This window comes from Citrobacter sp. RHBSTW-01044, from assembly GCF_013781945.1.
Lineage (GTDB): Bacteria > Pseudomonadota > Gammaproteobacteria > Enterobacterales > Enterobacteriaceae > Citrobacter > Citrobacter braakii.
The window spans coordinates 4,082,329-4,095,340 of sequence record NZ_CP056180.1; the positions used below are offsets into that span (position 1 = coordinate 4,082,329).

At 54.0% G+C, this 13,012-nt stretch carries 10 protein-coding genes and 1 riboswitch; of the genes, 7 read left to right on the plus strand and 3 right to left on the minus strand.

Features of this window, described 5'->3' with window-relative positions; all coding sequences use genetic code 11:
- The first annotated feature begins 15 nt into the window (after nt 1-15).
- Nucleotides 16-118, plus strand: a riboswitch (TPP riboswitch).
- Between the two features lie 33 nt (nt 119-151).
- From thiB to thiQ, 3 genes are read left to right on the plus strand one after another with little or no spacing between them, the layout of a single operon-like run.
- The gene (gene thiB / locus HV352_RS19615) at nt 152-1,135 is read left to right on the plus strand and encodes a thiamine ABC transporter substrate binding subunit (RefSeq protein ID WP_016151679.1); all 984 of its coding nucleotides are present in this window, start codon (nt 152-154) and stop codon (nt 1,133-1,135) included.
- Nucleotides 1,111-2,721, plus strand: coding sequence for a thiamine/thiamine pyrophosphate ABC transporter permease ThiP (gene thiP, locus HV352_RS19620; protein ID WP_019078361.1), 1,611 nt, complete (start codon nt 1,111-1,113; stop codon nt 2,719-2,721). Before thiB ends, thiP begins: the two co-directional genes overlap by 25 nt.
- A complete protein-coding gene (gene thiQ, locus HV352_RS19625; RefSeq protein WP_016151677.1) occupies nt 2,705-3,406 on the plus strand; it encodes a thiamine ABC transporter ATP-binding protein ThiQ in 702 nt (233 codons plus the stop codon). The genes thiP and thiQ overlap by 17 nt, the downstream gene beginning before the upstream one ends.
- Nucleotides 3,407-3,455: 49 nt before the next feature.
- On the opposite strand, the gene HV352_RS19630 is transcribed toward thiQ, so the two are convergent.
- Together HV352_RS19630 and araC are read right to left on the minus strand one after the other, a co-directional pair.
- On the minus strand, nt 3,456-4,223 hold the full coding sequence (locus HV352_RS19630) for a DedA family protein (protein WP_016155679.1): 768 nt from the start codon (nt 4,221-4,223) through the stop codon (nt 3,456-3,458).
- A 119-nt stretch (nt 4,224-4,342) separates the two neighbouring features.
- A complete protein-coding gene (araC, locus tag HV352_RS19635) occupies nt 4,343-5,188 on the minus strand; it encodes an arabinose operon transcriptional regulator AraC (RefSeq protein WP_003018834.1) in 846 nt (281 codons plus the stop codon).
- 339 nt (nt 5,189-5,527) lie between these two features.
- Between araC and araB the strand changes: the two genes are divergently transcribed.
- The 3 genes from araB to araD are packed head-to-tail and all read left to right on the plus strand — an operon-like array spanning nt 5,528 to nt 9,503.
- A complete protein-coding gene (gene araB, locus HV352_RS19640) occupies nt 5,528-7,237 on the plus strand; it encodes a ribulokinase (protein ID WP_049281576.1) in 1,710 nt (569 codons plus the stop codon).
- Nucleotides 7,238-7,247: 10 nt separating this feature from the next.
- On the plus strand, nt 7,248-8,750 hold the full coding sequence (gene araA / locus HV352_RS19645) for an L-arabinose isomerase (protein ID WP_016155678.1): 1,503 nt from the start codon (nt 7,248-7,250) through the stop codon (nt 8,748-8,750).
- A gap of 57 nt (nt 8,751-8,807) precedes the next feature.
- Complete coding sequence (gene araD / locus HV352_RS19650) at nt 8,808-9,503, plus strand: L-ribulose-5-phosphate 4-epimerase (RefSeq protein ID WP_047498360.1); 696 nt, start codon at nt 8,808-8,810, stop codon at nt 9,501-9,503.
- A 44-nt stretch (nt 9,504-9,547) separates the two neighbouring features.
- Here the strand turns inward: araD and HV352_RS19655 are convergent, their stop codons facing one another.
- The gene (locus HV352_RS19655; protein WP_016155677.1) at nt 9,548-9,931 is read right to left on the minus strand and encodes a DUF4751 family protein; all 384 of its coding nucleotides are present in this window, start codon (nt 9,929-9,931) and stop codon (nt 9,548-9,550) included.
- Between the two features lie 601 nt (nt 9,932-10,532).
- Between HV352_RS19655 and polB the strand changes: the two genes are divergently transcribed.
- Nucleotides 10,533-12,884, plus strand: coding sequence for a DNA polymerase II (gene polB / locus HV352_RS19660; protein WP_181635004.1), 2,352 nt, complete (start codon nt 10,533-10,535; stop codon nt 12,882-12,884).
- The last annotated feature ends 128 nt before the right edge of the window (nt 12,885-13,012 follow it).

The following is a 13,012-nucleotide window of genomic DNA, read 5'->3' on the forward strand; positions in this document are numbered from 1 at the left end:
TGGGCCGAGTAACGCAGCCAACACAGAGGCAGCGTGAATGATGAAGTGTATGGGCTGAGAGATACCCGTCGAACCTGATCCGGATAATGCCGGCGAAGGGATTTGAGGCTGCAACTCAAGTCCTTTGCCACCCAACTTTATGAGGTGCAAAGTGTTTAAAAAATGTCTTCCGCTTTTACTGCTGTGCGCAGCGCCTGCTTTCGCCAAACCTGTACTGACCGTTTATACCTACGACTCGTTCGCAGCTGACTGGGGCCCGGGCCCGACAATAAAAAAAGCCTTTGAAGCTGACTGCAACTGTGAACTGAAACTGGTCGCGCTGGAAGATGGCGTCTCGCTGCTTAACCGCCTGCGCATGGAAGGAAAAAACAGTAAAGCTGACGTCGTACTGGGCCTCGATAACAACCTTCTGGAAGCCGCCACCCAAACTAAACTGTTTGCCAAAAGCGGTGTAGCAAGTGAAGCCGTAAACGTGCCCGGCGGCTGGAAAAACGATACCTTCGTTCCGTTTGATTACGGCTATTTCGCCTTCGTTTATGATAAGAACAAGCTGAAGAATCCGCCCAAAAGCCTGAAAGAACTGGTAGAGAGCGATCAAAAATGGCGCGTCATTTATCAGGACCCGCGTACCAGCACGCCGGGGCTGGGCCTGCTGCTATGGATGCAAAAAGTCTATGGCGATAAGGCGCCGGAGGCCTGGCGCGCGCTTTCGGCAAAAACCGTCACGGTCACCAAGGGCTGGAGTGAAGCCTACGGCCTGTTCCTGAAGGGCGAAAGCGACCTGGTACTCAGCTACACCACCTCTCCGGCCTATCACATCATCGCCGAGAAAAAAGACAACTACGCCGCAGCCAACTTTAGCGAAGGCCACTATTTGCAGGTAGAAGTCGCCGCCCGTACTGCGGCCAGCAAACAGCCGGAACTGGCCGAGAAATTCCTCAAGTTTATGGTGTCTCCGGCCTTCCAGAACGCGATTCCGACCGGTAACTGGATGTATCCGGTAACCCAGGTCGCCCTGCCGTCTGGATTCGAGCAACTGAATAAGCCAGCCACCGCGCTGGAATTTACGCCGCAGCAGGTTGCGGCTCAACGCCAGGCATGGATTAGCGAATGGCAACGCGCCGTCAGCCGTTAATTCCCGGCTGGCTGGTTCCAGGGCTTACCGCCGCCACGCTGATGGTGGCCGTTGCCCTGGCCGCGTTTCTGGCGCTGTGGTTTAACGCCCCACGGGGGGAGTGGCTCTCACTGTGGCAAGACGACTACCTGTGGCACGTGGTGCGCTTTTCTTTCTGGCAGGCTTTTTTATCCGCAGTGCTGTCGGTCATCCCGGCGATTTTCCTTGCCAGAGCGCTCTATCGCCGCCGTTTTCCAGGACGACTGGCGCTGCTGCGCCTGTGCGCGATGACGTTAATCCTGCCAGTGCTGGTCGCGGTCTTCGGTATTCTTAGCGTGTACGGTCGTCAGGGCTGGTTGGCCTCGATCTGGCATACATTCGGGCTGGAATGGACGTTTTCGCCGTACGGTCTGCAGGGCATTCTGCTGGCGCACGTCTTTTTCAATCTGCCGATGGCCAGTCGTCTGCTGTTGCAGTCGCTGGAGAATATTCCCGGCGAACAGCGACAGTTAGCCGCTCAGTTGGGTCTGCGCGGCTGGCATTTCTTCCGCTTTGTTGAATGGCCGTGGCTGCGTCGGCAAATCCTTCCCGTCGCGGCGCTCATCTTTATGCTGTGTTTCGCCAGCTTCGCCACCGTTTTGTCGCTGGGCGGCGGACCGCAGGCCACTACCATCGAGCTGGCGATTTATCAGGCGCTGAACTTTGATTACGATCCCGCCCGCGCCGCCATGCTGGCGTTGATCCAGATGGTTTGTTGTTTAGCGCTGGTGCTCTTCAGCCAACGTCTGAGCCGCGCCATTGCCCCCGGTACCACGTTGGTTCAGGGCTGGCGCGATCCCGACGATCGTCTGCACAGCCGCCTGGCAGACGCACTGCTGATTATTCTGGCCCTGCTGCTACTGCTGCCGCCGCTGCTGGCGGTAATTGTCGATGGTATTAACCGCCATATGCTGGATGTTCTTAAGCAACCTGTACTGTGGCACGCACTGGGAACCTCGCTGCGCATTGCGCTGGCGGCAGGTGCGTTGTGCGTAGTTCTCACCATGATGCTGTTATGGAGCAGTCGTGAACTGCGTGCCCGACAGCAGGTGCTGGCAGGTCAGATGCTGGAACTTAGCGGCATGATGATCCTCGCCATGCCGGGCATCGTGCTGGCAACCGGCTTCTTTCTGCTGCTCAATAACACCATTGGACTCCCCGAATCAGCCGACGGGATTGTCATTTTTACCAATGCGCTGATGGCGATCCCTTACGCGCTGAAGGTGCTGGAAAACCCAATGCGGGACGTCACCACCCGCTACAGTATGTTGTGCCAGTCGTTGGGAATTAAGGGATGGTCGCGCCTGAAAGTGGTTGAACTGCGTGCCCTGAAGCGCCCGCTGGCGCAGGCGATGGCTTTTGCCTGCGTGCTGTCGATTGGCGATTTTGGCGTGGTCGCGCTATTTGGTAATGAGGATTTCCGCACCCTGCCGTTTTATTTATATCAGCAGATAGGCTCTTATCGCAGTCAGGATGGCGCAGTTACGGCGTTATTGCTGCTGATCCTGTGCTTTACGCTGTTTACCGTTATTGAGAAATTGCCGGGTCGAAATGTTAAAACTGATTGATATCACATGGCTTTATCACCATTTGCCGATGCGCTTTACGCTGTCGATCGCGCGCGGTGAGCAGGTTGCGATCCTCGGGCCCAGCGGCGCCGGGAAAAGTACGCTGCTGAATCTGATCGCCGGCTTTCTCACGCCAGCCAGCGGTACCATGTTGATTGAAGGTGAAGATCACACCGCCACGCCTCCCTCACGTCGCCCCGTTTCGATGCTGTTTCAGGAAAATAACCTGTTCAGCCACCTGAGCGTGCAACAAAACATCGGCCTGGGCCTTAACCCGGGATTGAAGCTGAACGCATCGCAGCGGGAGAAAATGCATCACATCGCCCAGCAAATGGGGATCGACTCACTGCTGGAGCGCCTCCCCGGTGAGCTTTCCGGCGGTCAGCGACAGCGCGTAGCGCTGGCGCGTTGCCTGGTGCGGGAACAACCCATTTTGCTGCTTGATGAACCGTTCTCTGCGCTCGATCCCGCCCTGCGCCAGGAGATGTTAACGCTGGTTGCTGAAGTCTGTCGCGATAAACAGCTTACCTTGCTGATGGTGTCCCACAGCGTAGAAGATGCGGCGCGAATTGCGTCCCGTTCGATTGTGGTCGCCGACGGGCGCATCGCCTGGCAGGGCAAAACGGATGAGTTATTAAGCGGTCAGGCCAGCGCCTCGACGCTCTTGGGCATCAAAGCCGAGTGATTGATTTCCCAGGCCGGATAAGCGTCAGCGCCATCCGGCAAAAGAATCGTCAGAAACCCACGACTTTACGCAGAATATCAATATACACCGGCATCAGCGGATGGCGCAGTAACGCCACCAGCGCAACCACGCCGATCCCAAGCGTCAACGGCGCCAGATACAGTAAACGGCTGCGGGGGAAATACGCGGTTAAGCGATCGACTGCCGCTTTGCCGCTACGCCACAGTCGCCAGCAAAACCAGCCCCCTACCCATAGCAACAGCGCCGTCGCCAGCAGCAACCATTTGAAATCCCCGCTCTGCATCTCAGAAGGAATATCAATTGCCGCCCCCGCCAGGATCCCCGGCAGGAAGTAGAACGGCGGCCACAGTATGCAACCAATAATATTCGGGACGATAAATTTAGCGACAGGCAGATCCAGCATGCCCGCCACCATTGGCACCAGCGGACGCGTCGGTCCCACAAAACGCCCCACCAGAATGGTAAACATGCTGTGCTGATGCAGCGCGTGCTCGGTTTTATCCAGCAACGCCTTGTTCTTTTTCATGAACGACCAACGGTGCAGCGGCTTTTTAAAGCGCCAGCCCAACCAGAAAGAGATCCAGTCCCCCAACAGGCAACCAATGATGCCCGCAAGCCAGGCATGCCAGAAGTTCAGTTCGCCACTGCCAATCAGCGCCCCCAGCCCCGCCATCATCACGGTACCGGGCAGAATCAGACCAACCAGCGCCAGCGACTCCAGAAAGGCCACCAGCAGTACGGCGATCAGGGAGTACAGGGCGGACTGAAGAATAAAGTGTTCCAGCAATGCTTGCATAATGTGTCCGTCAGATTTACGAAGCAGGGATTTTGATAACCCGTCTCAACTTCGTCAAGCCATCAATTGTCTGAATAGATTGCGAGTTATGACAACTTTCAGGACACATCATTCACTTTTTATTCACATCCGGCGCGAAACTCGCTCGGACTGGCGCCGGTACATTTTTTGAAAACGCGAGAAAAATAGAGCTGATCGTCAAAGCCAACATTGCGCCCCACCGTAGCAATGGGCATACGAGTGGTACTCAGCAATAGCTTGGCCTGGCTGATACGCTGATCCTCGCGCCAGCTTAATACGCTGATACCCAACTGCTGACGGAACAGATGCGACAAACGGGAAGGCGACAGGCAGACGTGCTGTGCGACGCTGGCAATATCAAAATTACTGTCCGCCAGGTGATCGCTGATGTACTGGCAGGCGTCGCGCACGCGGTTGTCCATGGGGGGATGCAGCGATTCATTAATGGCTTCCATACGTCGGAGCAATAACTGCTCCAGTAAATTAATCGCCAGCAGTTCGGAATAGCGACCTTCTCCCTGCCCGGCGTTGATTATCTGCCCAAACAGTTCGTTAAAATGCGGCTGATGTGCTTCATCCGGACGAAAGAATCCAGTCTGGGCAAAAATGGCCGGCCAGGTCAGCCACTCCTGCCAGTAGGCGCGTGGGCGAAAGTAAACCCACTGGTGATACCACTCGCTGGCATCAGGATGGCGTCCGTAGTGGTGAATTTCTCCGGGCGGAAACAGCAAAATATCGCCAGGCCGACAGACAAATTGTTTGCCCTGATTATTGATAACCCCTTCGCCACGGATAGTGAGATTGAGGATATAGCCCTTCATACCCAGCGGCCTGTCGATAAAAAAATCCAGGTATCCGTTCGCCTCGATGGGGGTTAATCCGGCCACCAAATGCGCATTAAACGAATAGCCTGGCAGCAGGGGATCGTTTTGCGTTTCAGCCATAATTTCAATACTCCCTATGTTCTGCTAAGAAACAATTTGTCCATATTACGCCAGACATCATTGCCGTCGCCCCTGCGGGCCGCTGTGTTTGCGGTAATGGACCATCAACCCCGCTTGTGAAAAGCACTTTGTAAAAAATATGTACTGCGCCAACGTTAAAATCGGCTAACAAAAGTGTCTATAACTACGGCAGAAATGTCCACATTGATTATTTGCACGGCGTCACACTTTGTGATGCCACAGCATTTTAGTCCATAAGATTAGCGAATCCTGCCTGACGGTTTTTATCCCTACTAACTACTGTTTATCCATACCCGTATTTTTGGATGGAGTAAGACGATGGCGATTGCAATTGGCCTCGATTTTGGCAGTGATTCAGTACGCGCTTTGGCAGTGGAATGTGCCACCGGTGAAGAAATCGCCACCAGCGTAGAGTGGTACCCACGTTGGCAGGAAGGACAGTATTGCGATGGTCCAAACAACCAGTTTCGCCATCATCCACGCGACTACATTGAATCAATGGAAGCGGCGCTGAAAACCGTGCTGGCCGAACTGAGCGTTAAACAGCGTGCGGAAGTGGTCGGGATTGGCGTTGACAGCACCGGTTCAACCCCGGCCCCCATCGATGCCGACGGCAACGTACTGGCGTTGCGTCCGGAGTTCGCTGAAAACCCAAATGCAATGTTTGTCCTGTGGAAAGATCACACCTCAGTAGAAGAAGCTGAAGAAATTACCCGTCTGTGCCACACACCGGGCAAGATCGATTACTCCCGCTATATCGGCGGTATTTATTCCAGCGAATGGTTCTGGGCCAAAATCCTGCATGTGACCCGTCAGGACCACGCGGTTGCCGAGGCCGCGGTTTCGTGGATTGAACTGTGCGATTGGGTTCCGGCCCTGCTCTCTAATACCGTACGTCCACAGGATATTCGTCGCGGTCGCTGCAGCGCCGGGCATAAATCCCTGTGGCATGAAAGCTGGGGTGGTCTACCGCCAGCCAGTTTCTTTGACGAACTCGACCCCATCCTCAACCGCCATCTGCAATACCCGATGTTTACCGATACCTTCACAGCCGACCTGCCGGTTGGCACCCTGTGCGCCGAGTGGGCGCAGCGTCTGGGACTACCGGAAAGCGTGGTGATTGCAGGCGGCGCTTTTGACTGCCATATGGGCGCGGTCGGCGCGGGCGCACAGCCCAATACGCTGGTGAAAGTCATTGGCACGTCGACCTGCGACATTCTGATTGCTGACAAACACAGCGTCGGCGAGCGCGCAGTGAAAGGCATTTGCGGCCAGGTTGATGGCAGCGTGGTGCCGCATTTTATTGGCCTCGAGGCAGGCCAGTCCGCGTTCGGCGATATCTATGCCTGGTTTAGCCGTGTGCTGAGCTGGCCGCTGGAGCAGCTTGCCACGCAACACCCGGAGCTGAAGACCCAGATTAAAGCCAGCCAAAAACAGCTGCTACCAGCGCTAACCGAAGCCTGGGCGAGAAATCCGTCGCTGGATCACCTGCCGGTGGTGCTCGACTGGTTCAACGGTCGCCGTACGCCCAATGCCAACCAGCGTCTGAAAGGAGTGATTACCGATCTGAATCTGGCAACCGACGCGCCAGCGCTGTTCGGCGGTCTGATTGCCGCCACCGCCTTTGGTGCACGCGCCATCATGGAATGCTTCACCGAACAAGGCATTGCGGTTAACAACGTAATGGCGCTAGGCGGCATCGCCCGTAAAAATCCGGTCATCATGCAGGCCTGCTGTGACGTGCTCAACCGTCCGCTACAGATTGTCGCTTCAGACCAGTGCTGCGCACTCGGTGCAGCTATCTTTGCCGCCGTTGCCGCGAAAGTACACACCGATATCCCAGCCGCTCAGCAACAGATGGCAAGCGCCGTGGAAAACACGCTGCAACCTCGACCAGAGCAGGCTCAACGTTTTGAACAGCTTTACCGCCGCTACCAGCAGTGGGCGGTTAGCGCTGAACAACAATACCTTCCGACTGCCGCTCCGGCGCAACAAACCCCGGTAGACCAGGCAACCCTGACACATTAAGGACACGACAATGACGATTTTTGATAACTATGAAGTGTGGTTTGTGATTGGTAGCCAGCATCTGTATGGCCCTGAAACCCTGCGTCAGGTAACCCAACATGCCGAGCACGTCGTTAACGCGCTGAATACTGAAGCTAAACTGCCCTGCAAACTGGTTTTAAAACCGCTGGGTACTTCACCTGACGAGATTACCGCTATTTGTCGTGACGCTAACTACGATGATCGCTGCGCAGGTCTGGTGGTCTGGCTGCACACTTTCTCTCCGGCCAAAATGTGGATTAACGGTCTGACTATCCTCAACAAGCCGCTGATGCAATTCCATACCCAGTTCAACGCCGCCCTGCCGTGGGACAGCATTGATATGGACTTTATGAACCTGAACCAGACCGCGCACGGCGGCCGTGAATTCGGCTTCATCGGCGCACGTATGCGTCAGCAGCACGCCGTGGTCACCGGTCACTGGCAGGACAAACAAGCGCACGAACGCATTGGCTCCTGGATGCGCCAGGCCGTGTCCAAACAGGATACCCGCCATCTGAAAGTCTGCCGTTTTGGCGACAACATGCGTGAAGTCGCGGTCACCGATGGCGATAAAGTCGCTGCGCAGATCAAATTCGGCTTCTCGGTAAATACCTGGGCCGTAGGCGATCTGGTGCAGGTAGTAAACTCCATTAGCGACGGCGAAATCAACGCGCTAATCGATGAGTATGAAAGCACCTACACCATGACGGCGGCAACGCAAGTCCACGGTGAGAAACGTCAGAACGTACTGGAAGCGGCCCGTATTGAACTGGGGATGAAGCGCTTCCTGGAACAGGGCGGATTCCACGCCTTTACCACGACATTTGAAGATTTACACGGCCTGAAACAGCTCCCGGGTCTGGCCGTACAGCGTCTGATGCAGCAAGGCTACGGCTTTGCGGGCGAAGGCGACTGGAAAACCGCCGCTCTGCTTCGCATCATGAAGGTGATGTCAACCGGTCTGCAGGGCGGCACCTCATTTATGGAGGATTACACCTACCACTTCGAGAAAGGCAACGATCTGGTGCTCGGCTCGCACATGCTGGAAGTGTGCCCGTCCATCGCGGTGGAAGATAAACCGATCCTCGATGTTCAGCATCTCGGCATTGGTGGTAAAGACGATCCCGCTCGTTTGATCTTCAACACCAAAACTGGCCCGGCAGTCGTTGCCAGCCTGATCGATCTTGGCGATCGCTATCGTCTGCTGGTTAACTGCATCGACACGGTTCAAACACCGCACTCCCTGCCGAAACTGCCGGTGGCTAACGCATTGTGGAAAGCCCAGCCTGATCTGCCGACCGCATCTGAAGCCTGGATCCTGGCCGGTGGCGCGCACCACACCGTCTTCAGCCACGCGCTGGATCTGAACGATATGCGCCAGTTCGCTGAAATGCACGATATCGAGATCGCCGTGATCGACAACGATACCCGCCTGCCGGCCTTTAAGGACGCGCTGCGCTGGAACGACGTCTATTACGGTTTTAAACGTTAATTATGTTGTTGCCGGATGGCTCTGCGCTTGCCCGCCATCCGGCACAGAGGAATCAACATGTTAGAAGATCTCAAACGTCAGGTGCTGGAAGCCAATCTGGCGTTGCCTAAGCACCACCTGGTTACCTTGACCTGGGGGAACGTGAGTGCCGTCGATCGCGAGCGCGGCGTGTTTGTGATAAAACCTTCCGGGGTCGATTACAGCGTTATGACCGCAGAAGATATGGTCGTAGTCAGTATCGCCACCGGTGAGGTTGTAGAAGGTGCGAAGAAACCCTCCTCTGATACCCCAACGCACCGTCTGCTGTATCAGGCATTCCCGACCATTGGCGGCATTGTTCATACCCATTCGCGTCATGCGACCATCTGGGCGCAGGCGGGCCAGTCGATTCCAGCCACGGGTACCACTCATGCGGACTATTTCTACGGATCGATTCCCTGCACACGGAAAATGACCGAGGAAGAAATCAACGGCGAATATGAGTGGGAAACCGGTAACGTGATCGTTGAAACCTTTGAGAAACAAGGCATTGACGCTTCGCAGATGCCTGGCGTGCTGGTGCACTCTCACGGTCCGTTTGCGTGGGGAAAAAACGCCGAAGATGCGGTACACAACGCCATCGTGCTGGAAGAAGTCGCCTACATGGGGATCTTCTGTCGCCAGCTCGCGCCGCAATTGCCGGATATGCAGCAAACCCTGTTAGATAAACATTACCTACGTAAACACGGCGCAAAAGCCTACTACGGCCAGTGAAAACAATCTGAGCGCGCCCGGAATCTCGGTGACGCGCTCTCTGGTTATTCCTTTATATATTCCGCAAACGCACTTCGATACACACAGTTATTAGCACAAACGTATTTAATCACGTTGTCATAATGTCCCTGCGCCTCTTCACCATCCAGTGAATGAAAGAAAATGTAATCTGTAATCGTTGACTGCCAGCGCTGTCCATTCAACAGATAATTAATCACCGTATCACGATGACCATTTATTCTGTCATGCCCTTGCCAGTGAAAGAAAGCATTCCCACGTTCAATAACCTCAGTACGCCAAATTTGACCTGACCACGTTCTATACTCAATATATTGACTTACTGACTTAATTGTAGGGTTAGATAACTGAGTATTAACAAATAAATAGTGATCATATCCTACCTGTAACGCCTGAGTATAAATATCCATAATAGGCCTCCATAACACTACGCACCCAAGCTATTGATATAAAACACCCGAGCTATCAGATGAATAAAATTATATTCAGCGATAAAAAGCAAATTATACAGAGAGATATTCCCGACGAAATCGAACCGAAAATCCGTTTTTATCCAGACAATAGCAAGCCATAAAAATATATTATATTCAATCTGGTAACCCGAGTGTTTGATTAAAATAGTTACACTAACCATGAATAAAAACAAATAAAAAAAAGAACCATTTTTCCTGAACCGAGGGATAAGTAACAAAATCGTACGAGCACGATTCCGAAAATGACATAAAAATCCTGAAACGGACTTCCAATTTATGAAACAAATATAATTACAAAAGAATAATAGATACAAATAGCCATGACAGGCCAATAAAATAATTAAAGGAAGAGTTTTTCAATTAAGGCATTCATTTATTAAATATCAAAGCCTATCCTGTAACACTTTTACTGCGGAGGGCATTTTACTGTTACTGTCACAATAACTTCCCGCAGCTCTCATTTTTAACTGTACAAAATAACAGTACAATCGTGTAAACCAGGCTATAATAATGCCTGGTTTTTTAATGGGTAAGCAGCGTGGCGCAGGCAGGCTTTATTTTAACCCGGCACTGGCGGGACACCCCGCAGGGAACTGAGGTCACATTCTGGCTGGCTACAGACGACGGGCCGCTACAGGTCACGCTCGCGCCTCAGGAGTCGGTCGCGTTTATTCCTGTCAGTCAGGTTCCCCGTGTAGCGTCATTATTACGCAATGAAAACGGCTATCGTCTGACGCCGCTGCAATTGCAAGACTTCCACCGCCAGCCCGTTTCCGGCCTGTATTGCCGCTCACATCGCCAGCTCATGCGGCTGGAAAAGCTGCTGCGTGAAAACGCAATTACCGTCTACGAGGCCGACGTGCGTCCGCCGGAACGGTATCTGATGGAGCGTTTTATCACCTCGCCTGTTTGGGTTGAAGGCGACAGACATAACGGTACGCTGGTTAATGCCCGGTTGAAGCCGAACCCTGACTATCGACCGCCGCTGAAATGGGTCTCGCTGGATATCGAAACCACGCGCCACGGCGAACTCTACTGTATCGGCCTTGAAGGCTGTGGGCATCGTATTGTCTACATGCTCGGTCCGGCAAACGGCGATGCCTCAGCGCTGGATTTTGAACTTGAATACGTCGCAAGCCGCCCGCAGTTACTGGAAAAGCTCAACGACTGGATTGCCCGTCACGATCCTGATGTGGTAATCGGCTGGAACGTCGTCCAATTCGATTTACGCGTCCTGCAAAAGCATGCTGAACGTTACCGCATTCCCCTGCGTTTTGGCCGTGACAATAGCGAGCTGGAGTGGCGCGAACATGGCTTCAAAAACGGCGTATTCTTCGCGCAGGCTAAAGGTCGCCTGATTATCGACGGCATTGAGGCGCTTAAATCCGCATTCTGGAATTTCTCATCCTTTTCGCTGGAAACGGTGTCACAGGAGCTGCTGGGCGAAGGGAAGTCGATAGATAATCCCTGGGACAGGATGGACGAAATAGATCGCCGGTTTGCCCAGGATAAGCCCGCGCTCGCCACCTACAATCTCAAAGACAGTGAGCTGGTCACGCGTATTTTTCATAAAACCGAGATCATGCCATTTTTGCTGGAACGATCGACGGTAAACGGCCTGCCGGTCGACCGGCATGGCGGTTCCGTTGCCGCCTTCGGCCATCTCTACCTACCGCGAATGCACCGGGCGGGCTATGTGGCACCGAATCTGGGGGAAGTTCCCGCGCACGCCAGCCCCGGTGGCTACGTGATGGACTCGCGCCCAGGTTTGTACGACTCTGTGCTGGTGCTGGATTACAAAAGCCTGTACCCGTCAATTATTCGTACTTTTTTGATCGATCCAGTGGGACTTATCGAAGGGATGGCACAGCCGGATCGGGAACACAATACCGAGGGGTTCCTTGACGCCTGGTTCTCACGCGAAAAGCACTGTCTGCCGGAAATCGTTACCCAGATCTGGCATGGGCGTGATGAAGCCAAACGCCGCGGCAATAAGCCGCTCTCACAGGCGCTGAAAATCATCATGAACGCGTTTTACGGCGTGCTTGGCACCACCGCCTGCCGCTTTTTCGACCCGAGGCTGGCTTCGTCTATCACCATGCGCGGTCACGCGATCATGCGTCAGACCAAAGCGCTGATTGAGGCTCAGGGTTACGACGTCATCTATGGCGACACCGACTCCACCTTTGTCTGGCTTAAAAAGGCGCACTCGGAAGACGATGCGGCCCGAATTGGTCGGGAGCTGGTGAGCTATGTCAACAACTGGTGGGCGCAATCGCTGAAGCAGCAAAACCTGACCAGCGCGCTGGAGCTGGAATTTGAAACCCACTTTTGTCGCTTTCTGATGCCGACCATTCGCGGTGCAGATACCGGCAGCAAAAAACGCTACGCCGGAATGATTCAGTCAGGTGCTGAGCAACGCATGGTATTTAAAGGTCTGGAAACGGTACGCACCGACTGGACGCCGCTGGCCCAGCAGTTTCAGCAGGAGCTGTACCTGCGAATTTTTCGTAACGAGCCCTATCAAGAGTTTGTTCGCGAGACTATCGATCGTCTGATGGCGGGTGAACTGGATGAACACCTGGTGTACCGCAAACGCCTGCGCCGCCCGTTGAGCGAATACCAGCGGAATGTTCCGCCGCACGTTCGCGCCGCGCGGCTCGCCGATGAGCAGAACGTCAAACTGGGGCGTCCGCAGCAGTATCAGAATCGTGGCACGATTAAATATGTCTGGACGATAAATGGACCTGAACCTGTTGATTATCAGCTATCTGCACTTGATTACGAGCATTATCTGACCCGCCAGATCCAGCCGGTTGCCGAGGGAATTCTTCCCTTTATTGACGATAATTTTGCTACACTACTCACAGGACAACTGGGGTTATTTTGACGCGTGACGAAACCGCCGCCATCCAGTACCATAGCGCCCTTTCCATTCCTGGACCCATTTAACACCCCTACCACTGATTTATTAGCCTGGTAGCGGGGTCATATGCTCTCAATAACGGGGACTAGCCC

Bases quoted from the DNA above. Each gene is read 5' to 3' on its own strand.
- HV352_RS19655 (WP_016155677.1), bottom strand. From the start codon at position 9,931: ATGGATATTTATACTCAGGCGTTACAGGTAGGATATGATCACTATTTA.
- thiP (WP_019078361.1), top strand. From the start codon at position 1,111: ATGGCAACGCGCCGTCAGCCGTTAATTCCCGGCTGGCTGGTTCCAGGG.
- araC (WP_003018834.1), bottom strand. From the start codon at position 5,188: ATGGCTGAAACGCAAAACGATCCCCTGCTGCCAGGCTATTCGTTTAAT.
- araA (WP_016155678.1), top strand. From the start codon at position 7,248: ATGACGATTTTTGATAACTATGAAGTGTGGTTTGTGATTGGTAGCCAG.
- HV352_RS19630 (WP_016155679.1), bottom strand. From the start codon at position 4,223: ATGCAAGCATTGCTGGAACACTTTATTCTTCAGTCCGCCCTGTACTCC.
- araD (WP_047498360.1), top strand. From the start codon at position 8,808: ATGTTAGAAGATCTCAAACGTCAGGTGCTGGAAGCCAATCTGGCGTTG.
- thiQ (WP_016151677.1), top strand. From the start codon at position 2,705: ATGTTAAAACTGATTGATATCACATGGCTTTATCACCATTTGCCGATG.
- araB (WP_049281576.1), top strand. From the start codon at position 5,528: ATGGCGATTGCAATTGGCCTCGATTTTGGCAGTGATTCAGTACGCGCT.